A 26,960-nucleotide genomic window follows, 5' to 3' on the forward strand; every position below is an offset into this window, starting at 1 on the left:
CAGATTATTCTAGACATAGGGAGCATTGATGTTTGCAGATTCATACATGTTACTGTATTTTATAAGCCTACTTAAGCGTAATTTTTCTATCTATATGCAAGTACCTTCTTATACAAGCACAAATATTGACTCTCAAAAACAAGCCAGCAATAATCCGACCGGATTTATAAGTCTGTTATTACTAGCAACAGCCATTCCCTTTATTCTAGGCCCACTGCTACGCAATGTTTATACTGACTCAGAAATCGCACAACAGTTTTTTTATCTTATTTTAATGGTCGGCGGTTATCACCAGGTTGCTTCTGTTTATCTTTATTTTGATAAAGATGCAAAAAAGATCATTAACAAACATAAATGGTATTTCTATTTCTGGCCACTTATGATCGCAAGCAGTATTATGCTGTTTTATATGGTAGATAACCTATGGCTGGAAAGCTATCTTTTGCAAAGCTATGCCATGTTAACCATTTATCATTATCAAAAACAAAATATTGGCGTGTATAGCCTGCTGGCACCTACGCTAGGACCGGAACGTATGCAACCTATTGAGCGCCACTTGATTATGGGAGGAGCAATTGTCGGCATGCTGATATTTACCTGGCCGATAGAGCGCACTCTGTTCCAAGGCACGGTGTTTTCAACTTATAAGGATGGCTTTGAAAGCGCTAGCCTGCTAATACTATGTAGCTTGACCTTATATACACTCTATTATATCTGTAAAAACTATTTGTTTATCCAGGCATCAAAACGGCAATATTTAAGAGCACTATTACTATTGGCCTTGGTCACATTTTTCTGGCCGATGCTTGTTATTGAAGATAAACAAACCGCTTTTTTTATGTATGCAACAGCCCATGGTCTACAGTATTATTTATTTATCGCAATCGCTTCTTTAAATAGCAATAAAATCCAGCAGCTATTAGATACCGAGCATATCAAGGGAGTATTTCTCCGTTATTATAATCTTATTCTTTTTGTAGTCTTAACAGCATTATCAGCCTATTTATGGAAACAGCTATATCAGGTTAACCCTCCAGCAATTTTTAACTTTTCAGAAAGCGAGATAAAAAGGGCCACTTTTGGCCTCGCAAGTAGTATATCCTTAATTCATTACTGGGTTGATGGCAGAATCTGGAAAATGCGCCACCAAGACTCCAGAGATTTTATGCGTAGTAAATTTATGTTTTTATTTGCAAACTAAGCCTGACTCATGGTTTTAACTTCAGAACTACAACCAGCCGAAGACACCTCATTAGAGCTACTGTCACTAGTCATTCCCTGTTATAACGAAGAACAGGTGATAACAGAAACCCTGAGCAGAATAACCCATTTCTGCTCAGAACTCACTGGCCTTACTGCAGAAATTATCTTTATTGATGATGGCAGTAAAGACCAGACTCAGGCTATCTTGCGTGATCATGCAGCCCGAGACCCACGTATTAAAATAATCTGTTTTGCCAGAAATTTTGGCCATCAAATTGCTGTTACTGCAGGTATGGATGCCGCAAGAGGCGATGCTGTTGTACTTATCGACGCTGACTTGCAAGACCCTCCTGAAGTCATCCATCAAATGATCGAGCAGTGGCGAGCAGGATACGATGTGGTCTACGGCACAAGAACCAAACGCCCGGGAGAATCAATTTTCAAACGCAATAGCGCACGTGGTTTTTATCGCTTGCTGAATAAACTATCCGATGTTCCCATTCCCCTTGATACCGGTGACTTTCGCCTGATGTCGCGTCCCATAGTCGACTCACTAAAGGCGATGCCAGAGCGGGATCGTTTTGTGCGGGGCATGGTTAGCTGGGTAGGCTTTAAACAAATCTCCATTCCTTACAAGCGCGCTGAACGTTTTGCAGGTAAAAGCAAATACCCACTACGCAAAATGCTACGCTTTGCCACTGATGGTATCCTCTCCTTCTCAACTAAGCCTTTACAAATGTCTATAGCTCTGGGCATGTTGGCCGCGTTTATCGCTATGGGAGGTATAATCTATGCTATTGGTATGCGTATTTTTACTGATATCTGGGTTGAAGGCTGGACTGCGTTAATGATTGCCGTACTCTTTTTAGGCGGGGTGCAACTTATCTGCGTTGGCATTCTCGGCGAATATATCGGGCGGATTTACAACGAAGTAAAGCAGCGACCTTTATACGTTGTGGAAGAATATCTGGGGTTTGCTGATGAACAGCCAGCACACTCTCGTAGCCCAGTCGTTAAACACAAATGAAAATCGCTCAAATTGTCCGAATATCTGTGGGGCTGATAGTTGCTGCATTTTTTATCTACTTGATTGTAAATCAGGTTAACCTTAGCGATTTAACTGATACTTTGCGCACCACAAACCCAGTATGGATACTAGCAGCTTTACTCGCCTTCTGTTGCGGGTATGCCTGCCGCATTGCCCGTTGGCGCAAAATGTTGCTGCAGGACTCCCCCCGGCTAAGCTTTGCTAACTGCGCAGGGCCGTTGCTGGCAAGTTTTGCCATCAATAACGTATTACCCTTTCGTTCTGGTGATGTTATGCGAGCCTTTGCCTTTAACCGCCAATTAGGTACCAGCTCTGGCATCGTGTTAGCCTCGCTTTTTGTCGAGCGCCTGTTGGATTTACTAATGGTTCTGCTTATGCTGGGAGCGGCTTTGGCAATATTTCGCTTAGACTTTGAAAGCTTTGCGGGTGTGAGTAGCTTAATGCTAATCAGCTTGTCATTGCTCATCATTCTAGCGCTACTTTTCCCCAGATTATTTATTCCGCTAATACGCACTTTAAATCACATCCTCATTAAGCTATCCCCCCGATTGGGTAGTAAACTAGCCGCTGAAATTAATAAAGCCATAAATACTCTGCTGCATCTTTCAAACAAAGGCACTATGCTCATCTTAATGCTTTGGTCTTGTGCAGCCTGGCTGGCAGAAGGTACCGTTTTCTTATGCATTGCAATGGCACTATTTCCCGCTATTGAATACCCGATGGCGGGATGGCTAGCATTACCTGTCGGCACACTCGCCACATTAATTCCTGGTACTCCGGGCTATATCGGCACCTTTGACTATTTCACCATTAAAGCGATGACCGCACTTGGCAATACTGGCACGCCATCGACCGTTTATGCATTACTGGTTCACGCGGTACTTTGGTTACCGCCCACTTTAGCCGGGGGTTTATACCTATTGCAACTGAACCTGCGAAAATCGCACCAAAAACTATATGAGCAATAACCCTCAGCCTAGCGTCGCCATTATCGGTGGCGGCTTTACCGGCCTAGCTGCCGCTTACGAACTTACTAAACAGGGTATCAAAGTCACTGTACATGAAGCTAGTTCAGATCTAGGCGGACTAGCCGCCGCTTTTGATGTGCAAGGCGAAAAACTGGAGCGCTTCTACCACCACTGGTTTACGAATGACCAGCATGTTATGCAGCTGATTGATGAATTAGGCTTGAATGATAAGGTAAGCATCAATCCCACTAATACGGGTGTGTATTATGCCAATAACTTTTTCAAATTATCCACTCCCTGGGATTTACTGAATTTCACTCCCTTACCTTTTCTGGATCGCATACGCTTGGGTTTACTTGCATTGCGCGCACGACGGGTTAAAAACTGGCAGGAACTGGAAGATAAAACAGCAGCACAGTGGCTTAAAGAACTGGGCGGTGAAAATGTCTATCGCATAGTTTGGGAACCCTTACTTAAAGGCAAATTTGGCCCCGTTGCCGAACAAATTTCAGCCGTCTGGTTCTGGAATAAATTAAAACTTAGGGGCGGCAGCCGTGGTAAAGGGGGTGAAGAACGCCTGGCCTATTTCAAGGGAGGGTTTGTAGCTCTTGTAGATGCATTAGCAGAACGCATTCAAATACAGGGGGGCTTAGTAGTAACACACTCTAAAGTCTCTACTATTGAGCCGATGGAAAGCCAATGGCAAGTGACCACATCTACAGATAAATTCATTGTTGATCACGTAATAATTACGCCTGCCCTGCCTTTAATCGCAGACATGATTCAAACCTGGGCCAGTGCTGACTATCTTGCCAGCTTAAGGCGGATTCAATATCTGGCCAATGTATGCCTGGTTCTGCAATTAAAACACTCGCTATCAGACACCTATTGGCTGAATGTAAATGACCCGAGCTTTCCTTTTGTCGGGGTCATAGAACACACTAATTTTGAACGCCCGGAGAGCTACGCCGGACGGCATATCGTTTATCTATCCAAATATTTGCCGCATACAGATGAGCTTTTTCAAATGACTCCTGACCAGGTTCTGGATTACGCATTACCTTATTTGCAGAAAATGTTTCCCGATCTACAGCAGGACTGGATTCTTGATCATCAGGTATGGAGAGCGCGTTGGTCACAACCCGTAGTAGAAAAACATTACAGCCAACTTATTCCTTCTGAGCAAGGACCTAGAGAGGGCTTTCATCTATGCACTATGGCACAAATTTACCCTGAAGATCGAGGTACTAACTATGCAATACGTGAAGGGCGCAGCTTAGGAAAACGACTCGCTACAAAAATTAATCAACTTAAATGATGAGCAATAGACTGACTAAATCATTTGCTGAAAAAAATAAGTTTCCGCCTATGGCATGGTTTACTTTGCTAATCATTGTAGGCACCTTTTTTCGCTTAGCTGTTGCGCAAAAAGGCTATAACTTTGATATTGCTTCCTATAGAATCGTTGCCGATATTATGGCTGATGGCGGTAATGTTTACGCAGAAACTCAGCGTTATAATTATGGGCCTATATGGTTTTATATCCTATCGTTTCTGGACTACCTTCCTTTCCCTGTCGCTGACCCGCTGCTAAGTTTACGCTGGAAAGTGAGCTGCTTTTTAAGTCTGTGCGATATTACCATAGTAATATTACTGTATCGCTGGTATGGCCTCAAAGTTGCGTCGTTGTTTTTTCTAAATCCAATTGCAATTATTATTACCGGCTATCATAGCAACTTTGATAATTTGGCTATTCTGGTTGCCTTGATTAGCGTCAAAACGCTCGATAATAATACACAAAATTTTAACTATACCTCTATTACTGCACTAGGCTTACTCGGACTATCTCTGAGCATTAAGCATGTTCTATTTTTATTTCCGCTTTGGCTGGCCTTTAAAAATACCCGTTGGCGGGAAAACTATTATCGATTTTTATTCCGTACGGGATATTTTTAGCTGCATTTTTACCTTTTATAGCTGAGGGCAAGGAAGGAATAATAAATCACGTTTTCCTGTATCGAGGATTTGCCAATGCCCCTTTCTGGAAGGGGGTTGCACCGAGTGTCATTGTTGATAATCTACCTATTTTTCTTTTATTTATTGGCTGTTTAATTATTCTTGGCCTACTGTTACGCACTAAAAAGCCGTTAGAAAGTTTATTAATTTACACAATTGCATTAGTGACTTTCTCATCCGCTGTTGCCAATCAATATCTGGCAATCTGTATAGTTGCCCTCGCTGTCAACTGGAATATCATGTATGCACGTAAGCGCTCAATAGTCAGCGTACTTCACGGCAACTCAGATTAATGCCAAACTATCCCCATTGTTAAATACCACGGGGAATTTTAAATGGCAGCGTTAGAAAAAATACAGGCAAAGACTTTCTGGCCTATTCACATAGAGCACTGGCAGGCATCAGGCCAATCACAGGTAGCTTATTGTCGACAGCATGATTTATGTCCGCAAAAGTTAGGCTACTGGAAACGTAAATCGACTGTAAAGCCGACTACTTCCCCTACAGGGTTTACACGTATTCGGGTTGACGGGGATCGTTCATCTGCGCCAGTCCCAGGATTATCTTTGCAATTTAATGATGGTATTCGGTTGGAAGGTATTACGCAGGATACTATGCCGTGTATTCAACCACTGCTTGAGCTGTTGCGATGACGGTTGTTATGCGTCCCTCTCTGTCTTTGACAGAAGTGTATCTGTATCGGCAGCCCATTGATTTTCGTAAGTCACATCGGGGCTTATCGGCGATTGTTGAATGTGAGTTAGGGCATAATCCTTTTGAGGGGGCTCTCTATGCCTTTACGAATAAACGGCGGAATAAGATTAAATGCCTGTTTTGGGAAGATAATGGTTTTGTCCTTTATTACAAGTCATTGGTAGAAGAAACATTTAAGTGGCCTAAGGGTGAGGAAGAGACATTAACCTTAACAGGCCAGCCGTTAAACTGGCTGCTGGATGGCTTTGATATTAGCGCGATGAAAGGTCATAAAAAACTTCAATATGAGTCTGTTTTTTAGCTGTTTTTGTGTTCATTATTGCCACTATAAATGCTATAATAAAGCCATGATTTTAGCCGATATTTCAAATATAAAACAACAAGATAAAGCCGGTTCTTTGCTGTCGGAGAGTGTTGCTTTGTTGCTTGAAAAAAAACAGGCTATTGATGAACTGACGCGTGTGATTGAAGTTAAGTCTGGGGTGATTTCCGAACAGAAAAAACGCATCCTTATTCTGGAAGAGGTACTACGCTTATCTAAAATAAAACGCTTTGGATCATCCAGTGAACAATCTCATCAATCCTCTTTGTTTGATGAAGCAGAGAATGAAGCGGATAGCGATGAGGAGCTAGACCTGGAGGCTGATGAAGCACCTGAGGACGAAAAACAAACAAGTTCTACTGGCACCAAGAAAAAGCCGGGACGCAAACCCTTCTCAGATAAGTTACCTCGCGAGCAAATTTTTATTTATTTAACCGATGAAGAAAAAGAAGGTGCTATTGATACTTTCTTTACTAAAGTGAAAGAAGAGCTGGATATTATTCCTGCTAAAGTACGTGTTCTTGAATACATGCAGGAAAAAGCGGTCTTTATCAAACAGATTGAAGGCGAAAAACAACGCCAGGTTAAAGCCGCACAAATGCCCAGACACCCTATTGCCAGAGCAATGGGAAGCATCAGTTTAATGTGCTTTGTTATTATCGCCAAGTATGCTGACGGCTTACCTTTATATCGGCAAGAAGGCATCTTGTCTCGTTATGGGGGTGACATCTCCAGAGCGACATTAGCAAACTGGATGATCGCACTGGCTAAACAACTTCAGCCCCTGATTAACCTGATGCGAGAGCATCAACACACAGGGGCAGTCATACTCGCTGATGAAACGCGGGTTCAGGTATTAAAAGAACCGGGGCGGCCAGCGACCTCAGATAAATATATGTGGGTGACGCTTGGCGGGCCACCGGGTGAAAAAAGCATCCTGTTTGAATACGATCCCTCTCGTAGTGGAGACGTCCCCATGCGCCTGCTTGACGGCTTTAGTGGCTATCTGCAAACCGATGGCTATGCGGGGTACAATGCCGTGTGCCAAAAAAACAGCATCACCCAGCTGGGGTGCTGGGATCATGCGCGTCGTTATTTTAAAGATGCCCAGAATGCACAGCCTAAACGCAAAAAGGGACAAAATAACAAACCCTCAAAAGCAGGTAAAGCGCTGAGCCTGATCAATAAACTGTATGTCATTGAGCGAGAAATTAAAGACCTGTCAGTGGATGAAAAATATCAGCAGCGCCAGGAGAAGAGCATTCCTGTATTGAACCAGCTCAAAGCCTATCTGGAAGAAAACCAGCATAAAGTACCTAAAGATAGCCTGACAGGAAAGGCAATGACTTACCTGAGTAACCAGTGGGAAAAACTCAATGTGTATTGCACCCATGGTGAACTCAATATTAGCAACATCCTGGCAGAAAATGCGATTCGCCCGTTTGTGATAGGGCGCAAAGCCTGGTTATTTTCTGATACCCCTGCGGGTGCTCGTGCCAGTGCAATACATTACAGCCTGATAGAAACAGCTAAAGCAAATGGGCTGGAGCCTTATGCATATCTTAAGCAGGTTCTCACTGCTTTACCTTATGCTGATACGGTTGATAAAGTGGAGGCTTTGTTGCCCTGGAATATTAAAAAATCAGATACGCCTGAATAGGGCAAGTACGTGCTTCGTTGAGCGCTTACGTATGCACTGTATACTATTGCTGGAACAATCTACCTATTTGGATCTGGTGACGGGCTACATATAGAGCTCTTTAAACACTATTTAGGTAGCAATGGTAATACCAGTTTAATAGGCTATAAAGAACTTATTTTTCTATTATTTCTAGGGCTGGTCCTGCAATTAATGAACAAAGAAAACAAAAATCACTTGTTACACTTATGTAAAAAACAGACTCGCTGTATTAAAAATGAAATTATGGCGCAAATAAAATCACCATGGTGATCAACTTGTAGGGCGCGGCTTTAGCCCGCCTGCTATAAGCTCAATAATGGCGGGCTAAAGCCGCGCCCTACATTCAACTTAATTACACACTCGTTTCTTACAATGCTTTTTGCTTTTGCAATCATTCAGCCTAAATACTCAGAAAGAATCAACCATATTCGAGCACTTGCTGCATTCGGAATATTTGTATTTCACTATGAGCACTTTATCGCGCATGCTTTTTTTGCCCCACTGAAAAGCTCAAACCTCCTTGAGCTACTTGCATATCACGGGTATTTTTGCGTTTATTTATTTTTTGTACTGAGTGGATTTTTATTGGCTAAAGCTTATCCAGATAAGCTGGATTTAAAAGGTTTTTTCGCCAGACGTATAGGTCGCATCATCCCCGCCTACTATCTGTGTATTGCGGTATATTGCCTGCTTTTCACCACATCCTTGCCAAGTCCTAATCTCATGCTCGCCATTTTCAGTTATGATCTAAGCACCTATCCAGGTGCAATTGGACACTTGTGGTTTATTAATCGCCTACTAGAATGCTACCTGAGCTTCCCCCTGTTATGGTGGATAGTTCAAAAAACCGGGCGGGTTGGTTTGACTGTGATTTATTTGTTTTGTCTGTCTAGCGGGGCATATTGGGTCATACATTTTCAGGCGACTTTACCGGACTACTACTTCTCCCTAGTGCTATGTCTTAGCCACTTTATATTAGGTATGTTAGCTGCCTATCAATCAAGCCAATCAAGACACAAACTACTTGCAGCCATAGTCGTACTTGTTTTTCTAATGACTCTAGCATGGTTTCACCAGAATACCTGGCAGACGCCCCTGGACTATTCCTGGCTTAGCGTTTTGTGGCTTAATTTTATTGCGGTGCTCTTTGTGGTATTAATCAGAGCTTATTTGTTTTTACCTATTTATTTACCAAAACTTATTTCTGCCATGATGCTGAAACTGGGGAATATAAGTTATACATTTTATTTATATCATTTTTTAGTCATCCATTTTTTTATAATGAATAGGGAATATTTAACTAAATATAATAGCTTGAATTTTATGGGATTATTTTTAGTGTGTGTTATAACTGCAACATTGTTCCAACAATTACTGGGCATCTTCAGCCGTGGCGTCATATATATATCAAACAGGGCAACTATACCCCATAAACGATAAAGGAGGTTTTACCTCGAAGGCACGAAGAAAAAAATTCAACATTCGTGGTTTAAAATAAAATCCAGCTCACCCTTTTAAAAGCAAAAAAGTTTCACCACGAAGGACCCGAAAAGCACGAAGAAAAGAATATACAGGTTTTAACCTTCATTATCTTCATGCCCTTCATGGTAAAACAGTTAATATCTACAACACTAATTCACCATGAAGAGCATGAAGTTCATGAAGAATACATCACAAAAGCTTTTATTTCCGTGTTCTTCGTGGTAAAAGAATATTAACTGGGTAAGTGTAGGCTAAAGCCTACTCCCCGCGCTGACACAATGTACAAAATGCTTACTTTTAACAGGGGCATCAAAGATTGAAGCCTGGGCAAAGTCAACAAACCAGGCTCGACTGCCCCGGGTTTTATAAGTGAGTGAGCGAGCGTTTGTCCAGTATGCTGCTTTTTGAGTATCAGGAAAAAAATCGGTATTAATTTTTATTGACTTATGATCCAGTTCTATTAAAGAATTAAGCTCCATAATGGTAGGTAATCGCCATTGCTGTTGTTGCACATTAATTATTGCACAGCTTTGCTTAGCCTGTTCCCACGTTTTGGCTTCTGGGTTAATACAGTCATTCAGACCTGCGCCTGATATACATTGTAGCCATTGCAAACCCGTTTCTTTATCTTTAATAATTCCAGCTTGCACTATACTGAAACGTGGTTCTTTATCTGCTACTGCATAATCACCGGTTTGTCTCGGAAAATCGGCACTGCCGCAAGGAATAATTTTTACCAGGTCATAACAGTGTGTTTGACTAGCGGCGATTTGAGCATATAGACCGAAAATAATTATTGTGAGGTAACGCATAATACCAAACCATCCAGTTCTTTTAAATTTGCAACTAGTAAATTTAATTTAGGAATCAAATACCAGGCCAGTTCTGGATTATCAGGCTGTGTACTGCTAGTCCAGTATAAATTAACCATATCCATTTTCAGCGCACCAAAATGTACATAATAACTTAATAACTCATCACGATTTGCCAATCGCCATTGTCGTTTTGAGTTATTTAATTCGGCACAATAACGTAAAGCCTCATCCCAGTGCATTGTTATTGCATTGCCCTGACATAGTTGATCGGTAAACACTTGCTCTGCCGGGCAATGTGTCCAGTAGAGCCCGGTTTGTTGATCAAAAAAGGCCTGTGGCTCACTACTGCAGGCCAGCAGGTTTATATTGAAAATCAATAAAAATATGACCTTTAGAGAGGTTTTCATAAGAATATTGTGTAGATGCGTACGCTTTATGTGATGTGTACTCTTCGTGGTATATCTGGATATTATATTAAACCACGAAGAACACGATGCTAAAGCCTTTTGTTTTCTTCATGCTCTTCATGCTCTTCATGGTGAATTAATGTTGCGGATATTAACTGTTTTACCATGAAGGACATGAAGATACTGAAGGATAAAGCCTTTAAATTCTTTTCTTCGTGAACTTCATGCCCTTCATGGTGAATTTATGTTGTAGATATTAACTGTTTTACCATGGAGGACATGAAGATACTGAAGGATAAAGCCTTTAAATTCTTTTCTTCGTGAACTTCATGCCCTTCATGGTGAATTTATGTTGTAGATATTAACTGTTTTACCATGAAGGACATGAAGATACTGAAGGATAAAGCCTTTAAATTCTTTTCTTCGTGAACTTCATGCCCTTCATGGTGAATTTATGTTGTAGATATTAACTGTTTTACCATGAAGGACATGAAGATACTGAAGGATAAAGCCTTTAAATTCTTTTCTTCGTGAACTTCATGCCCTTCATGGTGAATTTATGTTGTAGATATTAACTGTTTTACCATGGAGGACATGAAGATACTGAAGGATAAAGCCTTTAAATTCTTTTCTTCGTGAACTTCATGCCCTTCATGGTGAATTTATGTTGTAGATATTAACTGTTTTACCATGAAGGACATGAAGATACTGAAGGATAAAGCCTTTAAATTCTTTTCTTCGTGAACTTCATGCCCTTCATGGTGAATTTATGTTGTAGATATTAACTGTTTTACCATGGAGGACATGAAGATACTGAAGGATAAAGCCTTTAAATTCTTTTCTTCGTGAACTTCATGCCCTTCATGGTGAATTTATGTTGTAGATATTAACTGTTTTACCATGAAGGACATGAAGGTACTGAAGGATAAAGCCTTTAAATTCTTTTCTTCGTGAACTTCATGCCCTTCATGGTGAATTTATGTTGTAGATATTAACTGTTTTACCATGAAGGACATGAAGGTACTGAAGCATAAAGCCTTTAAATTCTTTTCTTCGTGGTGAAACTTTTATCTTAATGGTGTAGCGCATCATTCGCGAAAGGTGCGCTACGTGCCTCATTTACCCTATATTAAGTAATTACCTAACACAACGCACGTAGGCATGCACCTGTTTGCTATTCGCATAGCTATTACCGCTAAAAAAGGAAATATAATAGGCTAATTCCGGATGATCACTATCTGTATTGGATGACCAGTAAACATTATCTTTAGTATTATTGGCTAATACTTCAGTGATGGCAGGTGTGCGTTTTTGTCTATTAACAAGATTCAGTAATTCGCTGCGATTGGGTAAGCGCCAATCCTGATAATCTGTCCAATTTAGCTGGGCGCAATACCGTAATGCCTGCCCCCAATCTAATAATACAGGTTCTGGGCACTGAGCAAATAGCCTAGGACGGCAATATTGCCATGACAGACCTGCAGTTTGGGTATGATATTGCTGTAATTGGCGATGTTCGTATCGAATAACACTGATTGCTAGTGCTATCAGTAAAAGTAGTAATACAGATGATTTCAAAAAAACCATTGATTTCACCATGAAACGCATGAAGAAAAGAATATAAAAGCTTTAACCCAATCCATAGGATGTGTTGAGGTACGAAACGCATCATGAGCGACATGGCTTTGTGATGCGTTTCGTACCTCAACACATCCTGTCGAATCTTGGCAAGAGTATAAATTATTTACTTTTTGTCTTGCTCTCTAGCTCTGCAATTTTTTTACTAATAAATTCATCAAGCGCAAGTTCGTCTATCTGCATATCATTTTCTTTCATGAGTTGCTCATAGTAAGCTGTTCTTGCTATTTCCCAGTCTTTTTTCTTTAACTCACTGATCATTTGCGCTTTAACATCATCAAATGACTTGAAACCTGCAGGGAATTTTTTATTCAGCTTGATGATATGATAGCCATATTGCGTTTTAACTGGCTCGGATATCTCTCCTACCTGCATCGTAAATACCGCATCCGAAAAAGGCTTTACCATCTGTCCTCGGGTAAACACGCCCATCTCGCCTTTATTCTTTTTCACTGATTTATCATCAGATTCTTTTATTGCTAACTCGGTAAAATTGGCGCCTTGCATTAGCTGCATTCTGATGTTCTGCGCTTTTTTTAAGGCTTCAGCATCGGATAATGTTTTGTTAGAGATCAAAATATGTGCTGCATCGACACGCGCTTCGACAGGATAATTAGCTTTGTTTACCTGATATTTCTGTTTTGCGTATTTGATGTAATTTCGCTTATTTTCTTTTCTAACTTCGTCTAGTTTAAGAAGAAATAAGCCATTATATCTGATCGCTTTTAAGCGCTGCGCATTTATCCCTTGTTTATCCAGGCCTTCGGCTATAGCCATTTGCGCCATCACTTCCCTAAGATAAAGCTGCTCTAGTTGTTCTTTTACTTGTGCTTTATTTTTTAATAATTTTATTTGCGCATGGGCTGGCGCTCTTTCTAATAAAATTTCCAGACTTGTAGTACTGACCTGATTATCTTGTTTATCACTCACTAACTCCGCTTGTGCAATAGATGCAAAGCTATAGCACAGAGCAATCATGATTGTTTTTTTCACTTTTCAAACTCCAAAAAAAAAGGGTGAGGTATAAAACCCCACCCTTTGTTACTTAGTTTAGTTAAATAATTTAAACTAAATATTTACAACTAACGATCTCTTTTGTAAAAATGTGGGAATGTCTCACCTAAGCTTTGTGCACCTAGATTTGCTCTAGCAGACATAAAGCCCTGTAGAGGTACACCTTTAGCTGAAGCACCACCAGTCATAGCAGCAGATACCCAACTTGCATAACGAGAGCCTGCTAAGTCATAAACAGAACTATGGAAAGTAAAACGTACCCAACCATCGCTAAAGCCATCAACTAGAGTCAGGCTCTGTGCATTATCAGATCCAAGTACTGAATCTGTTGTACCATCTGTATTTAAAGCAAGAATGTTTACTTCTCTTTCAAATGGAACAAATACATCAGGAGTTGTAATTGGTGGAGAGAAATCACCCGGCTCAGGAGTTATTTCAGCTTCTTCTCTATTCCAGTAAACAAACCCAGCTTTTACATCAGTAGCATCCAGATAATTCCAGTAACCATTGTCTGCTGCTAATTGTGCTTTTTCATCAGATGAAGCATCAGGATCTGTTATCCCTACTGCAATATCTTTTACAGGTAAGGTTTTATCAGCATCCCAAACACCTGCAGCAACATATTCATAGTTATTATAAATCGCATGCTTTCTCATAGGAGCAGAAACCACAAAATCAGTTAATGTACCACCTGATAAGAAATATTGATTACCTAACTCAGTCACTAATAAAGCATCAGAAATAGGCATAGGGTTAATACCTGAAGGAACTGATGTTCTTGGACGAACGTCAGTATCATCCAAACCCCAGTCTCTTACTACAGGAGAAAAAGTTACAGTTTCTGCAACATTAACACGATCAGATTCTTCGCTATTACCTGATGCTAGAGAAGGTAGCAGGTAGAAATTCTCATCTGAAGACAAATAATGCTGTGCAGTTGTTGAGTAGTTAGTAACTGAAGCAGGCTCAGCAACAAATCCGGCAACATGAGCGCCATCAATCAGGATTGATGAACCAACTAAACCACCTGTAGGTGCGGTGATTGCAACTTGATCATTACCATCCACACTAGTCATTGAAGCTTGACCATAGTATCCTGCAGCACTAGTGATATCTTGTTTTGGATAACCAGTTGGTTTTGGATTAACCCAGTTAAGACCACCATCACTTACACCGTTTGATGCAGCACCACCCTGAACAAATACACCTTGAATCCAGGCTTCATTGATTACACCACAGTCAAATGGTACACCAGAAGGCTGTTCATGCAAAATACCTTCACTAGCAATTAGTTGCGATTTAGATCCTACAGCGATAGTGGCGTCTTCAGCAACCTCACCCATTTCAATCACTTCCAGATAACCTTCACGTACATCAGCTACATCAGTAGAATCGTAAGCAGTATGTCTGAATAGCACACCATCAGCAGGAATCGTAGGATGCGTACATGACTTATCAGCTGTTGTTAAATTAACACCGCCATCAGAGCCTTCTCTAAGCTGCATGGTGAAAACGTCATATGGAGACAGATACAAGTTAAAATCCAGTACATCGTTAGAATTTTCTGACTCACGAAAACGAATTTTTACTGCTTTATAGGCATCCGTTGTGTTAGTGATATTAAAGTTAGTAATATAATTGTTATTAACATTGTAAATAAGGGAAAATTAACACCGAACCTTCCGACCCTGAGTCATTTAATGACACAGCTTGAGCAGTCAAACTTGACAGCCCTAATACCGCCGCAGAAACTGCAGCAATTTTCGTTTTTTTAAACATCTACTTCTCCAAAATTAAAAATAAATTTTATAAAATTTAATGGTCTGAGATATGATACCACTGTCCTGATGTGGAATGGTGTATCCAGTTCTCCTTGGCCCGAGCATCACTTTCAACAGCCTCAAAGCCCATACCAAGTTTAATTGTAGCATAAATTACAATGCTTGCAACACATTTATCTTCTACACAGTCAATATCTTCTATCTCAATCTTACGCCAGGATCCCACTCCATGAACTGTATTTCTATAGTCCGAAAAGGAATATAGCTCTCTATACTCAGGTGTTTCAAAAGTATAAGCCGTTTCCAACCGGCCTTCAATTAGCGCATCCCATCGTTCGTTAACACGCTGCCTCACAATCTCTTCAGGATTATGTGCAACAAAAGAGGCGCATCCACTTACAATTAATAATATAAGAGTTAACAACCCCCACCTTATGGGTTTTATATACACTTAATTAGCACCTCCTATCTTTCATAATATTCAAATAGTACAAACATTTCGTGGCAAAACACTTTAGCTTTATCACTTAAGTGCATATTATAGTTATGAATTTAAAAAAAACAAGTTTCTATACCAGAATTTTGCATTACTTGGCAAAAAAACCTTCCCAATATTGGCACCAAACAGCACCAAGCCCTTCAATTATCCACCCCTTAGCTCACAGTTATCATAGGATTAAGTATCCATCTCCAACACAGCTAATCAGAATAATTAATTAACAATCTCAAGGATAACAAAACAGGATTTATATTCTTTTAGTACCGCAATTAATATAAGGGTAATTTTTTGAAAATCAAGCTTAGGCACCTGGAAACAAATAATCAACCAACTTTTCTGGTCTTTTGGTCCGTCATTAGCACTGTAGTAATAGTTTCGTAGCCAGCTATGCGCCTATTGCTACAGTGCTAATGACAAACAAAAATCCTGCCCAAATATTAAACGCTTATTTATTTCCAGGTGCCTTATTGCCTCGTTTTGCAAACTCATTCTCATTTTTAACCACAGCTATTGAAACAATAATGTAACTACTCAGCGTATCTGAGTAGTTACTAAAATAGATTGTATCTTTCCAGCCAGGCACCAGAGAAGCAGGTATTTGATAAAAAATATCATGATAGAACAAGCGTTTTGTAGATGGACAAAGGAGGTACGACGTGCCCATCATGTTTTCGTTGATGGGCACGGATGAAGCCCTTTGCCCATCCTACAGCAAAATAAGGGCATGGCACCATTTCAGTACTTTACTAGATAGACACGCACCAAATTACTCCTTAATTAGTGTTCAACATGACTATTAAATCAAGTAGCTAATTTTTACACCTTCTAAAATTGCTAATAAGCCTTTTCAAATCCAGCCTCTCAACCTTTGGAATACTTATTCTCCTAATTGCATTAGAGTTAACCTACTTTGTAGTAAAGCATGCTTCACGCCAATAATATTTATTTACGAAAAAATAAGGGGCTTTGCGAGGAACGTCATTCTATATATAAAGGCGTATTTATTTCTGTCTTTATGCAGGCAACTCCTTTCACCTTAACACTCTCAGCTTGAATATCTTATGCGATACACATGACAAGCTTATTACAAGTAACCCACCTCACCCTAGGAACCCACAACTCCAGAACACAAATATGCCATTTTCATACTTTTACGATCCTTCGTATTTAATAAATCTTTTCTGATATCTGCGTAGACTCATAAGGTGAAGTATAATGCTCTATTATTTAATTTTAACTTCCTTTGTCTATGTTTGACACAATCATTGTTGGCGCAGGCTTTGCTGGCGCTGTTCTTGCCGAGCGACTTGCAACCCAAAAACAACAACGCATTTTAGTTATTGATAAGCGCCAGCATATTGGTGGAAACTGTTACGACTGTTTTGATGATCACGGAGTTTTAATCCATCAATATGGGCCGCATTTATTTCATACCGACAATAAAAAGGTTTTCGATTATCTAGGCCAATTCACCGAATGGCTTACCTATCAGCACGAAGTACTTGCCTTGATTGATGGACAGAAGGTACCTGTTCCCTTTAACCTGAATAGTTTGCACAGCCTGCTACCAAAGTCACTCGCTGAATCTCTGGAATTAAAGCTTATTGAACGCTTTGGCTATGGTGTTAAAGTCCCTATTCTTGAATTGCGCGAAATTGATGATAAAGAACTCAAATTTCTTGCCGATTTTATTTATGAAAAGATTTTTGTAAATTACACGGCTAAGCAATGGGGCAAAAAGCCTGAGGACATTTCTGCTGAGGTAACTGGGCGCGTGCCAGTTCATATTTCTCGTGATAACCGATATTTCCAGGATAAGTATCAAGCTATTCCCGCCCAAGGCTATACTCAAGTTTTTCAAAAAATGCTCAATCAACGAAATATTAGTTTAATGCTAAACACTGATTTTAAAGATGTTTTTAAACTTGATTTTGACACTGGTAAGATGCAGTTTATGCAAAGTGAATTTAAGGGCCAATTAATTTTTACTGGGCTAATTGATGAGCTATTTGCTAGTAGATTTGGAGAGCTCCCTTATCGTTCACTCGCCTTTAATTTTGAACATTTGCCGATTGAGCAGTTTCAACAAAAAACGACTATCAACTACCCCAATGATTACGACTTCACACGCATAACCGAATTTAAGCATATCACCCAGCAAATAACCCCTGGCACCACTATCGTTAAAGAATTTCCCCAAGACTTTGATCGCAATGACCCTAACAAAAACATCCCTTATTACCCTATTTTTACTGACGAGAACAAGCAAAAGTTAGATCGCTATCTAGACTTTGCCAAACAATTTGAAAATATTACCTTAGTAGGTCGCTTGGCAGAAAATCGCTATTATGACATGGATGATATAGTCGCCAGAGCACTACAAGTATTTGATGAGATAACTTAGGCACCTAGAAACACACATCATCCAACTTTGCTGGTCTTTTTGTCCGTCACTAGCACTGTAGCAATAGTTACGTAGCCAGCTATGCGCCTACTGCTACAGCACTAATGACAAACAAAAATCCTGCCCAAATATTGGACGCTTATTTATTTCCAGGTGCCTAAAATTAGAGCACAATACTAGCTCCCCAGACAGTTATACTTAAACAGGTTTAATTTTGTTAAAAGTGTGCTGCAGTAGATAAATCTAAGCTAAAAATCTGCTAGTTTCTGATGTTTATATTAGTATAAAGGTACTTATATTATATATACTTGCCTGCTTTTATATAATTGCCTATTTACAAAACTTCTCGCGTATAACGGAGAAGCAATTGTTTCTGAGCCAAATGATACACCGGGCTCCTCAGTCCGTATAAAGAAAACATTCCTACAAGGATAATCGATATGCCGAACAAAATAATTATTTCTATACTCACATTACTACTACTCAGCACTAATAGCTCCTTTGCAACTGAAAGGCTGGCCAGAATTATTGGTGGCAAACCTGTAAATTCGGAAGCCTGGCCCTGGATGGCCGGCCTAGTATATAAAAACACTGAAATTACTAATGAGGTTTTTTGCGGTGCCACTTTAATTGCCCCAGATTGGGTGTTAACAGCGGCACACTGTGTTATCGGTGTAGGTATCTCTGACTTTGAGATTATTATTAATCAGGCTCAACTTGATAGCGATAGTGGCGAACGCTTATCCGCAAGCGCTATCTTGTTTCACCCCTTATATAATGATTTTTTGTTAGAAAATGACCTGGCTTTAATTAAATTAGCGACACCTTCAAACATTAAACCCATTAATGTACTTGCTCCTTTTTCAACTCAGGATAGTGCTGGAAAACCCGCTTTCGCCTTAGGCTGGGGATCTATCTCTTCGTCATCCTTACAATACCCATCCACCCTTCAACAAGTTGAATTACCCATTATTGATAACCCCCGTTGCGATATTGCAATGGGCGATATTACTGAAGATATGCTTTGTGCCGGAGATGGTTTAGGTGAAAGAGACACCTGTTTCGGTGATAGTGGCGGCCCTCTTGTTGTTTTTGATACTGAAAGCGGCACCTGGCGTCAAGCAGGTATTACCAGCTGGGGATTTGATTGCGCAGCCACTGGGTTTTATGGTGTCTATACTCGCCTTAAAAATTATGCCCAGTTTATATCCGAGCATATCTGTAGTACACAAGAAATGCCCCCTGCTACTTCTCTTAACCTAGATATTGATGGTAATATAGTCAGCGCAAGTTGGAATGCTATCAATGATATCTCAGGCTATCGTTTAAATTTCACGCCTTATCCAGAAGCGCAAACAATCTATAGCCTAGACTTAAATCAAACGACTGACTTGTCTGTGGAGCTTAATACCGGCAGCGCTTTTTATGTGGCTATAACTGGCTACAATGGAAATTGTCTTAGCCAGTATTCAAATATTGAGCATTTTATTCTCAATTAAACAAAACTGTATTTGTAAATGTAGAACAGCATGATGCGTTCTACCACTTTAACGCCCTAAGTAACGGACCCGGCCTTATGCATCAAAACACCCCTCGACTCTCTACGCTATACAGCTATATTTATCGTAAAAAATGACTTCATCGATAAAATTAAGCATTGTTTTTCTTAACTTTAATAAACTAGAAGAAAGCCGTACAACCAGCACCCGGCTCCAGGAACTTTGTGCGTCTCGAGATGATATAGAAATTATTGCTGTTGATAATGGCTCTACAGACGGTACTGCTGAATATTTACAGGACCAAACGGGTATTAACTGCATTTTACTTGCAGATAACAGTGGTATTGCAGGCTATAACGTAGGTTTTAGTAGTGCACAGGGAGAGTGTATATTAATATTAGATGATGACTCCTGCCCGCTAGACCTTTGCGGTATCGACCATGCATTACATATTTTAGATCAACGCTCAGATATCGGTGTTATTGCGGCACATATCCAGACACCTGATGGCAAACCACAATGGAGCTGGCATTTACCGGTCAACAACGAATTTGCTAGCTCACCCTTTTTTATAGGTTGCGGCTTTATTATCCGCCGCGATTTATTCGAAAAAATCAATTGGTACCCAGAAAACTTTTTTCTCTACCAGAATGAAATTGATGTCAGCTTTCAAGTCCGCTTACAGGGATATGATATTTTTTATGATCCTGACTGCATTATTGAACACCGGGGCATACCTAGCCAGCGGCCTGGTTGGCGAAGAGTTTTTTTTCCAACGCGTAATACTTTATGGCTAATTCGCCGATATTATCCTCAACCTCAAGCAAGTTATTTAATTCTCTCGCGTATCATCGTGGGCCTGACTCGGGCTATTAAATTTAATGAACTAAGGCCTTACTTCAAAGCCGTACGTGATGGCTTACTTCAGCCGATTACAAAAAATATATTACCTGCTGCACTGCGCAAAACATTTCTTCCCTTTTGGAAACAAAATAGCCTTATTCATCAATTACTAAGACGCACATGAATTCAACAGCAAAAATTCTAATTATTATTGTTACCTGGAATAAAAAAAGCTATGTGCTTGACCTATTAAACTCTCTGTCCACCCTTACTTTCCCCAGAGATCAGCTAGATATTTTAGTTATTGATAATGCAAGTAATGACGGTACTGTTGAAGCTTTAGAGGCGGAATTTAGTGATATTCAGATTATACGTAATTCTGAAAACCTGGGTGGAACCGGAGGTTTTAATACTGGCTTAGCCTGGGCATTTGAGCAAGCAGAAGCTCAATATGATTATTTATGGCTGTTAGATAATGATGTCGTGGTACATCAGAATGCACTCAGTGAATTAGTTACACTACTAGACTCCCAAACTGACATAGCTATTGCTGGCTCTACCATGATGCAACTTGATTATCCATGGCGTATCAATGAAATGGGCGCATTTGTCGATAGAGGACGTGGCACTTTATTATTTAACCGGCATTTGCAAGAAGTTCCCGGCTGGCGAGAAAAAACTTTGCCGGAATTATTAGTAGGTGATGCTGATTTAAGTAAAAAACTCGACTACTGCCAGCCTAGCATGGATGTAGACTATGTTGCCGCTGCTTCATTACTGATTCGTGCTCCTGTCGCTAAACAGGCGGGTTTATGGATGGATTTTTTTATTCATTTTGATGACGTGGAGTGGTGTTTGCGTATTGCTCAATCTGGACACCGGATAGTCGTCTCTGCTAAATCATTAATCTGGCATGTCTCTGCGATTGCCAAAGTACCCAGCTGGATACTTTATTACGATAATCGTAATGTATTATATTTACTAGATAAGCATAGTGACCCGCTAGCTATAAAAAATACCCAACGCTGGATACTGAAAAAAACCTTATATTATAAATTGCTAGGTAAAGACGACTTAGCCCAGCTGCATTTACAAGCACTAGAAGATTATGATCGCGGTGCTATGGGTAAAAAAGACATTCAACTGCCGTATCAGGCCAAATCCTTGTGCGACATACAGCGGGTTTTTACTGACCCCAGTATAAAAAATATTATTATTCCGTGGACTGTCAATTTACAAGCGACGTCAATATTCGACTCTCTGGTCTCTGCCATGAGAGCGCGTCCTGAACTTAAGGTATTTTATATAGTGCCGCCTAGTCATATACCTTTGCCTCTACGTCAATTTCCAAATGCGATCCCACTGGCAATGCCAAACTTTGTTATCTCACGTTATCTAAAGTATCTACGCTTACGTAATCAATTTGATCTGGCTTTACAATCAGATTACCAGCCTATAATTCCTCTATCCTGGATAGCTAAACAGAACTTATTTGTCAATTATGAAAATTATTGCCTACGCCCTTCGCCAAAGCTGCCTGAAATTATCCATGCCTTACCTATATTAATAAAAAAATGGCTGAATACGAAAACATAACTGCCTCGTTGAATACTTTATAAAAGGTAACAACACTCTTGGCAACGTAGATATATTCATCAGACTATCACTGAAACCCTTAGCACATTCCTTGCTTATATCTTAAACAATGGCGGCAATGGATCTGCTAGATCTTTTTTAACTACATCTACTGATTGGTTGTTTTGAAAAGCAGCCCATAATTCAGCTCCTTGCCATGCCTGTGTTTTATCGCTATATAGAATAGTATTTAAAACTAAGATTTCAGCCTGTAATAACGGCCCACTTTGCTCAGCAATTTTAGTTAAACTAGACTGCTTAAATTGATCTCGCCCCCACTGTAGCAAAGCATCTTTGGCCAGTATAGGGTCATTATCAGCGCAGGCTTTTTGCAACATCTTTTTAGCTGTTGATTTTTTTTCTACTGTGACAGGCTGCTTTTTAGTTTTACCCAGTTTTCTAGATAAAAAGTACGCTAATGTAACTAGCCAGGCCAATGCAAAAAACAGTGTTAACCAGAACCATAATGTGCTTTGTTGCTGAATAGGCAATGTTTTTTGCGTGCCTTTACCCCCTGCTGCTGCTTGCGCAGGGGAAACAAGGGGAGGAGTGGGCTCTAATACTGTCGTTGCTCCCGTTGCCGCTATGGCGGTAATTGTGCGCTCTGCAATACGCGCGACTTCCATTTTCTGCGTTCGGGTATTCCACCAGGGAATTTCTATCGCAGGCAAGGTGAAGCTACCCGCCCGGCTAGGAATTAGCGCTACTTTTTCTTGTCTAAGGGCAAGCATGCCACTATCTGTGGCTTTTTCCTCTAATACAGGCTGATCGGGATAGGCTTTTAAGTGCGGCGGCATATTATCTTTATATAATTCTGACAATCCCCCCACAGTTGCACCTTCAACTTGTAACGTAATAGTACGCGTAAACGGTTGCCCCACGACCATTTCTTCCAGATTGTCAGTCCACTCCTCCTGTAGAAAGACTTGTTTTGCCGGTAGCCAATCTACTCCTGCATTGGCTGGCTTAGGCTGAACGTCGAGAGTGATCGCTGCAGATACCACTCGCTTATTCCGGGTTCGTTGGCGATTAAAAAAGCTATTCGTCTGACGCTGACCTAGGATGATAATTCCAGCAGTTAATCTTAACGGTGCTATTGTCAGCGTGCCGCTTTTTTGTGGAAAAATAGCATATTTGCGTTCGGTCACTACATAATTCTCACCCTGAAACCGAGTATTATAATTCTTGTCTTCACCTAGTTTTTCAACCATTGCATCCTGTAGTTCTGGCTCGGTTAAGCTAGCCTGCGAGATATTAACTTTGCGAAATAGTTTTAAGGTATAGATAACCTGTTCCTGTATGTAAGGCTTAGGTGTATCAACTTCAACTTGCAAAAACAAGTCTTCATTAACCATCCCTGTATCCTGAGCCTCATTTACAAGTATTGAAGTATATTGGCTATTATCCTGGCCAAAATTAATGGCTGGAATAACTAGGTTACCCGCATGTTTCGCCATAACGGTTAAAATCCATTGTATGGAGTTGGTTTTTTTCCAGTTATTGATTTGCACAGACTGTTGTTGCGACTGGTTTAAAATTTCAAAATCTTTATCCAATGGCGCAAAATCTGGCTCAGCATTCGGCTGTTCGTTAGCTGTAAAGGTTATCTGAAAGGATTCTTGTAGATTAACCGGGTTGCGATCCACACTCACGCTGATATCTGCAGCTAGCAATGGCCTTGTAAATACGCAAACAAGCAGTAATATAAAAAATCTATAATTATTGAAAAAAGTCATACCTGATAGAAAAGTGGTCATTTGAAAAAACTGGGTCATTTTACCTTTTAATTTTTTTAAAAACAGGGCTTATACTTCGCACGGTCACGGATGCGCTTGTATAGTGAGCTGATTTTTGTCGATAGCAAAGCCTGCCCCGTACTTGATACGGGGATGCTGAAACGGGCACATAGCTAGCTACGTAACGGTTTCAGCAATGTAACTATGGGGAAAACTCAGCCGCTAGAAACCCGCATCCGTGACCGCGCGAAGTATAACTAGACGAATAAGTTCTGATGCCTTTAGGCCTCTCGGTTATCAGTAGGGTTATCCATCATTTTTATAGTCTCCTTGGGTTTGTCAATTTCCAGCGTCTCTACGCCACGTAGTTTACGCTCCATTGCACTAGTACGTGTCGATTGCAAAGTCTCCAGAGAGCTTGATGCGGTGTGCAATTGTTTTTGTACCCGCTCCAATTGCCCTGCATATTTAACAAATTCAGTTTTCACTTCAGCCAGCACGTTCCAGACCTCACTGCTGCGTTTTTGTACAGCCAGGGTTCTAAAACCCATATGTAAACTGTTAAGCAAAGCGGATAAAGTTGTCGGACCGGTAATGGTAATGCGGTAAGTGCGCTGCAATTTTTCAAACAATTGCGGATGACGCAAGACCTCGGAATATAGGCTTTCTACCGGCAAGAACATAATCGCGAAATCGGTAGTATTCGGTGGATCAATATATTTTGTACTAATGTCCTTGGCAAAGCTTTCAATAGCCTTCAATAACTGCTTCTGAGCCAAATCTATTTTAACCGTATTGCCTTCCTCCAGAGCTTGCAGTAAAAGCTGGTAGCTTTCTAGAGGAAATTTAGAATCAATAGGTAACCAGACCGTTTTTTCATCGGACTTACCTGGCAATTTGACGGCATATTCGACATTTGCCTGACTATTCTTCTTAGTTGCAACATTGATACCGTATTGGTCAGGGCTGAGCACTTGCTCGAGTATATTACCTAATTGATATTCTCCGAGGATTCCGCGAGTTTTTACATTGGATAACACTTTTTTCAAATCACCGACGCCGACCGCCAGGTTTTGCATTTCACCTAATCCCTTATGTACTTGTTCAAGGCGTTCGCTTACCAGCTTAAAAGATTCACCTAATCTTTTTTCCAGTGTCTCATGCAGCTTTTCATCCACTGTTTTACGCATTTCGCCCAGCTGCTGAGTATTATCCTCTCGAATAGCTTTCAATTGTTTTTCAATCGCTTCGCGGATTTCGATAATGCTATTTTTTGCCTGCTGGCTTGCTCTAAGTTGCTGGGAATTCAGGTCAGCAAATTTCTGCTTTAATTGCTCCGTAAATTCTTTAATAACCTGAGAGAATTTTTGTTCAAATGATTTAAGGCTGGCATTTAATTCCTGGCGATTATCTTTGGCATCATTTTTAATACTTTGCTCAAAAGCAATTAACTTTTCCTGCGTTTTTTCCCTGAATTCATCCTGCTTTCTATTTAAGGCTTCACTGGTTTCCTGAAATGACAAACCTACGCTGCGCTTAAGCTCAGAAGAATTGCTAATTAAGTTTTCTGATAGAGTATTGAGTGAAATTTTAAACGCTTCTAATTGGCGGTTTTGTTCACCGCTATTTTCACTTACGCGTTTTAATAAAGTATCTTGAAAACGATTAAATAATTCATGTATTTCGCGGCGATTATCCGCGCTGACATCGCGTAATTCTTTACGTGAATCAATTAAACCGTCTTTTAGTGTCTCTTCATTTTGCTGCAGCAAACTAACTAATTCCAGCTTGATTTGCTCTGCATTGGATTGGGACAATGCATTGACCTTGCTCAATATAAAAAACAGCAACAACAGACAGATAATCAGCAGGCAAGCGCTTATTGCTGCAAACACCAGGATTGGATCATTAATTAATTGGTTCATTCATATAGTTTATTAAAGTAATGTTTATTGCTCGCCTAGTGCTGGCGACACACCCAAAATATCAGCTATCGATAGTATGAATCGCCCCATAGCCTTCATATTGGCACGATATTGTAAGGCCATGCGGGCAAAGCCTTACACGAGACTTTAAAATCATTGATTAATTCTCGCAAAATTTGGTGCACAGATTTTCCCCTATTACAGGTCAGCTCTTCGTAATTAACAACGTCTAAGCCCTAAATTAAACCGACTGACCAAAGTTATTGGGGGTTTATCAATTATAATAAACCATCACACAAACAAGAGGTAATATAATGCACGCAAATTTTTGGCTGGAAAGGTGGGAGAAAAACCAGATTGGCTTCCACGAACATGACATAAACGGACATTTACAAAAATTCTGGAAGACTCTCCAAACCCCTTTGAGTAATAAGATATTTGTACCTCTTTGTGGAAAAAGCAGAGATATATTATGGTTGCTGTCCCTGGGTCACCAAGTTGTCGGTGTAGAAATTAGTCCACTCGCAGTAGAACAATTTTTTTCAGCAAACAAATTACAGGCAAAAGTCACTGACTGTGGTATTTTTCAGCTCTGGCAAGCCGATAATCTTAGCATTTACCTGGGTGATTTCTTCGACCTCAGTAGTGATCATCTGACTGATTGTACAGCAATATATGATAGAGCCGCACTGGTAGCTCTACCAGCAGAGATGCGCCAGCAATATGTTCTACACCTGAATAAAATTACTCCAGATTTAAAGAGTAGCTTATTAGTCACACTGGAATATGCACAGGAAGAAATGTCGGGCCCACCATTCAGTGTCGATGAAGATGAAGTACATAATTTATTCGCAGATACTCATGCCATTGAGCGCCTGTTTGCGGAAGATGTTTTACAAAATAATGATAACTTTCAGCAACGGGGTTTAAGCAATCTAGTAGAAAAAGTTTATCGACTACAAAAAAACCGGATGTCCTAGCCAAATTTATAGTGCAAGATATTGAATTAATATAATACTTTCAAAAAAAGTCAGCTTCACCCATAGGTTAAGCGGACTTTTTTTGCAAGTGCGGTGGAATCAAGAGCTTGTGCTAGAAACCGTGAGCAACTGATTTTTCTAAGTTTAAGGCTAGTTTATATCTCTTCAAACTCTTATAATAATTAGCTTAATTAAACATATTACCTGGTAATTCAGTAGCAAGTTCCACGTTTCAGCGCGCCGCTTTTGTAGCTGAAAGCCAAAGCCATCCACAATATATCACTTAATTTCATTCAGCCAGGTATATGTTTTGCTTGTTATTGCTGCTCAAGCCACATAATAAACAGAAA

The 26,960-nt window shown here is 40.2% G+C and carries 24 protein-coding genes; 15 read left to right on the forward strand and 9 right to left on the reverse strand.

The window, feature by feature from the left end:
* The first annotated feature begins 28 nt into the window (after window positions 1-28).
* The 10 genes from ACQY3F_RS14730 (at window position 29) to ACQY3F_RS14775 (ending at window position 9,392) form a co-directional block, all read left to right on the forward strand.
* The gene (locus tag ACQY3F_RS14730) at window positions 29-1,201 is read left to right on the forward strand and encodes a hypothetical protein (protein WP_428355673.1); all 1,173 of its coding nucleotides are present in this window, start codon (window positions 29-31) and stop codon (window positions 1,199-1,201) included.
* A 9-nt stretch (window positions 1,202-1,210) separates the two neighbouring features.
* On the forward strand, window positions 1,211-2,230 hold the full coding sequence (locus tag ACQY3F_RS14735; protein ID WP_428355674.1) for a glycosyltransferase family 2 protein: 1,020 nt from the start codon (window positions 1,211-1,213) through the stop codon (window positions 2,228-2,230).
* Window positions 2,227-3,219, forward strand: a complete 993-nt coding sequence (locus tag ACQY3F_RS14740; protein WP_428355675.1) for a lysylphosphatidylglycerol synthase transmembrane domain-containing protein — start codon at window positions 2,227-2,229, stop codon at window positions 3,217-3,219. The genes ACQY3F_RS14735 and ACQY3F_RS14740 overlap by 4 nt, the downstream gene beginning before the upstream one ends.
* Window positions 3,209-4,537, forward strand: a complete 1,329-nt coding sequence (locus ACQY3F_RS14745) for an NAD(P)/FAD-dependent oxidoreductase (protein WP_428355677.1) — start codon at window positions 3,209-3,211, stop codon at window positions 4,535-4,537. Before ACQY3F_RS14740 ends, ACQY3F_RS14745 begins: the two co-directional genes overlap by 11 nt.
* Window positions 4,534-5,175 (forward strand): hypothetical protein, encoded by a 642-nt coding sequence (locus ACQY3F_RS14750; RefSeq protein ID WP_428355678.1) that lies wholly within the window; start codon window positions 4,534-4,536, stop codon window positions 5,173-5,175. Before ACQY3F_RS14745 ends, ACQY3F_RS14750 begins: the two co-directional genes overlap by 4 nt.
* On the forward strand, window positions 5,127-5,528 hold the full coding sequence (locus tag ACQY3F_RS14755) for a hypothetical protein (protein WP_428355679.1): 402 nt from the start codon (window positions 5,127-5,129) through the stop codon (window positions 5,526-5,528). Before ACQY3F_RS14750 ends, ACQY3F_RS14755 begins: the two co-directional genes overlap by 49 nt.
* Before the next feature lie 42 nt (window positions 5,529-5,570).
* Window positions 5,571-5,888: an IS66 family insertion sequence element accessory protein TnpA gene (gene tnpA / locus ACQY3F_RS14760; protein WP_428352923.1), complete on the forward strand. Its 318-nt coding sequence runs from the start codon at window positions 5,571-5,573 to the stop codon at window positions 5,886-5,888.
* Window positions 5,885-6,250, forward strand: coding sequence for an IS66 family insertion sequence element accessory protein TnpB (gene tnpB / locus ACQY3F_RS14765; protein ID WP_428353150.1), 366 nt, complete (start codon window positions 5,885-5,887; stop codon window positions 6,248-6,250). Before tnpA ends, tnpB begins: the two co-directional genes overlap by 4 nt.
* A gap of 46 nt (window positions 6,251-6,296) precedes the next feature.
* A complete protein-coding gene (gene tnpC / locus ACQY3F_RS14770) occupies window positions 6,297-7,931 on the forward strand; it encodes an IS66 family transposase (protein ID WP_428352934.1) in 1,635 nt (544 codons plus the stop codon).
* A gap of 393 nt (window positions 7,932-8,324) precedes the next feature.
* A complete protein-coding gene (locus tag ACQY3F_RS14775) occupies window positions 8,325-9,392 on the forward strand; it encodes an acyltransferase family protein (protein WP_428355681.1) in 1,068 nt (355 codons plus the stop codon).
* A gap of 293 nt (window positions 9,393-9,685) precedes the next feature.
* Here the strand turns inward: ACQY3F_RS14775 and ACQY3F_RS14780 are convergent, their stop codons facing one another.
* The 7 genes from ACQY3F_RS14780 to ACQY3F_RS14810 form a co-directional block, all read right to left on the reverse strand.
* Window positions 9,686-10,246 carry a DUF1566 domain-containing protein gene (locus ACQY3F_RS14780; protein WP_428355682.1) on the reverse strand — a complete coding sequence of 187 codons (561 nt, stop codon included), beginning with the start codon at window positions 10,244-10,246 and terminating at the stop codon, window positions 9,686-9,688.
* Window positions 10,228-10,626, reverse strand: coding sequence for a DUF1566 domain-containing protein (locus ACQY3F_RS14785; RefSeq protein WP_428355684.1), 399 nt, complete (start codon window positions 10,624-10,626; stop codon window positions 10,228-10,230). The genes ACQY3F_RS14780 and ACQY3F_RS14785 overlap by 19 nt, the downstream gene beginning before the upstream one ends.
* 1,167 nt (window positions 10,627-11,793) lie before the next feature.
* Window positions 11,794-12,243, reverse strand: a complete 450-nt coding sequence (locus ACQY3F_RS14790; RefSeq protein ID WP_428355686.1) for a DUF1566 domain-containing protein — start codon at window positions 12,241-12,243, stop codon at window positions 11,794-11,796.
* Window positions 12,244-12,396: 153 nt separating this feature from the next.
* Entirely contained in the window at window positions 12,397-13,287 is an 891-nt protein-coding gene (locus tag ACQY3F_RS14795) for a peptidylprolyl isomerase (protein ID WP_428355688.1), read from the reverse strand.
* A gap of 89 nt (window positions 13,288-13,376) precedes the next feature.
* Window positions 13,377-14,813, reverse strand: a complete 1,437-nt coding sequence (locus tag ACQY3F_RS14800) for a hypothetical protein (protein ID WP_428355690.1) — start codon at window positions 14,811-14,813, stop codon at window positions 13,377-13,379.
* Window positions 14,814-15,123: 310 nt separating this feature from the next.
* Window positions 15,124-15,540, reverse strand: coding sequence for a hypothetical protein (locus ACQY3F_RS14805; RefSeq protein WP_428355692.1), 417 nt, complete (start codon window positions 15,538-15,540; stop codon window positions 15,124-15,126).
* A gap of 493 nt (window positions 15,541-16,033) precedes the next feature.
* Entirely contained in the window at window positions 16,034-16,213 is a 180-nt protein-coding gene (locus tag ACQY3F_RS14810) for a hypothetical protein (RefSeq protein ID WP_428355693.1), read from the reverse strand.
* A 624-nt stretch (window positions 16,214-16,837) separates the two neighbouring features.
* Here ACQY3F_RS14810 and glf point away from each other — a divergent pair.
* The 4 genes from glf to ACQY3F_RS14830 all read left to right on the forward strand — a co-directional run bounded on the left by glf (window position 16,838) and on the right by ACQY3F_RS14830 (window position 21,930).
* The gene (gene glf, locus ACQY3F_RS14815) at window positions 16,838-17,992 is read left to right on the forward strand and encodes a UDP-galactopyranose mutase (RefSeq protein ID WP_428355695.1); all 1,155 of its coding nucleotides are present in this window, start codon (window positions 16,838-16,840) and stop codon (window positions 17,990-17,992) included.
* A 440-nt stretch (window positions 17,993-18,432) separates the two neighbouring features.
* Window positions 18,433-19,491: a S1 family peptidase gene (locus tag ACQY3F_RS14820; protein WP_428355696.1), complete on the forward strand. Its 1,059-nt coding sequence runs from the start codon at window positions 18,433-18,435 to the stop codon at window positions 19,489-19,491.
* A gap of 133 nt (window positions 19,492-19,624) precedes the next feature.
* Window positions 19,625-20,518 (forward strand): glycosyltransferase family 2 protein, encoded by an 894-nt coding sequence (locus ACQY3F_RS14825; RefSeq protein ID WP_428355697.1) that lies wholly within the window; start codon window positions 19,625-19,627, stop codon window positions 20,516-20,518.
* On the forward strand, window positions 20,515-21,930 hold the full coding sequence (locus ACQY3F_RS14830; protein ID WP_428355698.1) for a glycosyltransferase family 2 protein: 1,416 nt from the start codon (window positions 20,515-20,517) through the stop codon (window positions 21,928-21,930). Before ACQY3F_RS14825 ends, ACQY3F_RS14830 begins: the two co-directional genes overlap by 4 nt.
* A 95-nt stretch (window positions 21,931-22,025) precedes the next feature.
* Here ACQY3F_RS14830 and ACQY3F_RS14835 read toward each other — a convergent pair whose 3' ends face one another.
* Together ACQY3F_RS14835 and rmuC are read right to left on the reverse strand one after the other, a co-directional pair.
* Complete coding sequence (locus tag ACQY3F_RS14835; RefSeq protein ID WP_428355700.1) at window positions 22,026-23,621, reverse strand: BatD family protein; 1,596 nt, start codon at window positions 23,619-23,621, stop codon at window positions 22,026-22,028.
* 365 nt (window positions 23,622-23,986) lie between these two features.
* Complete coding sequence (gene rmuC, locus ACQY3F_RS14840) at window positions 23,987-25,630, reverse strand: DNA recombination protein RmuC (protein ID WP_428355702.1); 1,644 nt, start codon at window positions 25,628-25,630, stop codon at window positions 23,987-23,989.
* 314 nt (window positions 25,631-25,944) lie between these two features.
* Here rmuC and ACQY3F_RS14845 point away from each other — a divergent pair, with 314 nt between their 5' ends.
* Window positions 25,945-26,610, forward strand: a complete 666-nt coding sequence (locus ACQY3F_RS14845) for a thiopurine S-methyltransferase (protein WP_428355704.1) — start codon at window positions 25,945-25,947, stop codon at window positions 26,608-26,610.
* The last annotated feature ends 350 nt before the right edge of the window (window positions 26,611-26,960 follow it).

The organism is Methyloprofundus sp. (assembly GCF_965251085.1).
Classification (GTDB): domain Bacteria; phylum Pseudomonadota; class Gammaproteobacteria; order Methylococcales; family Methylomonadaceae; genus Methyloprofundus.

Bases quoted from the DNA above. Each gene is read 5' to 3' on its own strand.
- ACQY3F_RS14730 (WP_428355673.1), top strand. From the start codon at position 29: ATGTTTGCAGATTCATACATGTTACTGTATTTTATAAGCCTACTTAAG.
- ACQY3F_RS14735 (WP_428355674.1), top strand. From the start codon at position 1,211: ATGGTTTTAACTTCAGAACTACAACCAGCCGAAGACACCTCATTAGAG.
- ACQY3F_RS14740 (WP_428355675.1), top strand. From the start codon at position 2,227: ATGAAAATCGCTCAAATTGTCCGAATATCTGTGGGGCTGATAGTTGCT.
- ACQY3F_RS14745 (WP_428355677.1), top strand. From the start codon at position 3,209: ATGAGCAATAACCCTCAGCCTAGCGTCGCCATTATCGGTGGCGGCTTT.
- ACQY3F_RS14750 (WP_428355678.1), top strand. From the start codon at position 4,534: ATGATGAGCAATAGACTGACTAAATCATTTGCTGAAAAAAATAAGTTT.
- tnpA (WP_428352923.1), top strand. From the start codon at position 5,571: ATGGCAGCGTTAGAAAAAATACAGGCAAAGACTTTCTGGCCTATTCAC.
- tnpB (WP_428353150.1), top strand. From the start codon at position 5,885: ATGACGGTTGTTATGCGTCCCTCTCTGTCTTTGACAGAAGTGTATCTG.
- tnpC (WP_428352934.1), top strand. From the start codon at position 6,297: ATGATTTTAGCCGATATTTCAAATATAAAACAACAAGATAAAGCCGGT.
- ACQY3F_RS14775 (WP_428355681.1), top strand. From the start codon at position 8,325: ATGCTTTTTGCTTTTGCAATCATTCAGCCTAAATACTCAGAAAGAATC.
- ACQY3F_RS14780 (WP_428355682.1), bottom strand. From the start codon at position 10,246: ATGCGTTACCTCACAATAATTATTTTCGGTCTATATGCTCAAATCGCC.
- ACQY3F_RS14790 (WP_428355686.1), bottom strand. From the start codon at position 12,243: ATGGTTTTTTTGAAATCATCTGTATTACTACTTTTACTGATAGCACTA.
- ACQY3F_RS14800 (WP_428355690.1), bottom strand. From the start codon at position 14,813: ATGCAGCTTAGAGAAGGCTCTGATGGCGGTGTTAATTTAACAACAGCT.
- glf (WP_428355695.1), top strand. From the start codon at position 16,838: ATGTTTGACACAATCATTGTTGGCGCAGGCTTTGCTGGCGCTGTTCTT.
- ACQY3F_RS14820 (WP_428355696.1), top strand. From the start codon at position 18,433: ATGCCGAACAAAATAATTATTTCTATACTCACATTACTACTACTCAGC.
- ACQY3F_RS14825 (WP_428355697.1), top strand. From the start codon at position 19,625: ATGACTTCATCGATAAAATTAAGCATTGTTTTTCTTAACTTTAATAAA.
- ACQY3F_RS14830 (WP_428355698.1), top strand. From the start codon at position 20,515: ATGAATTCAACAGCAAAAATTCTAATTATTATTGTTACCTGGAATAAA.
- rmuC (WP_428355702.1), bottom strand. From the start codon at position 25,630: ATGAACCAATTAATTAATGATCCAATCCTGGTGTTTGCAGCAATAAGC.
- ACQY3F_RS14845 (WP_428355704.1), top strand. From the start codon at position 25,945: ATGCACGCAAATTTTTGGCTGGAAAGGTGGGAGAAAAACCAGATTGGC.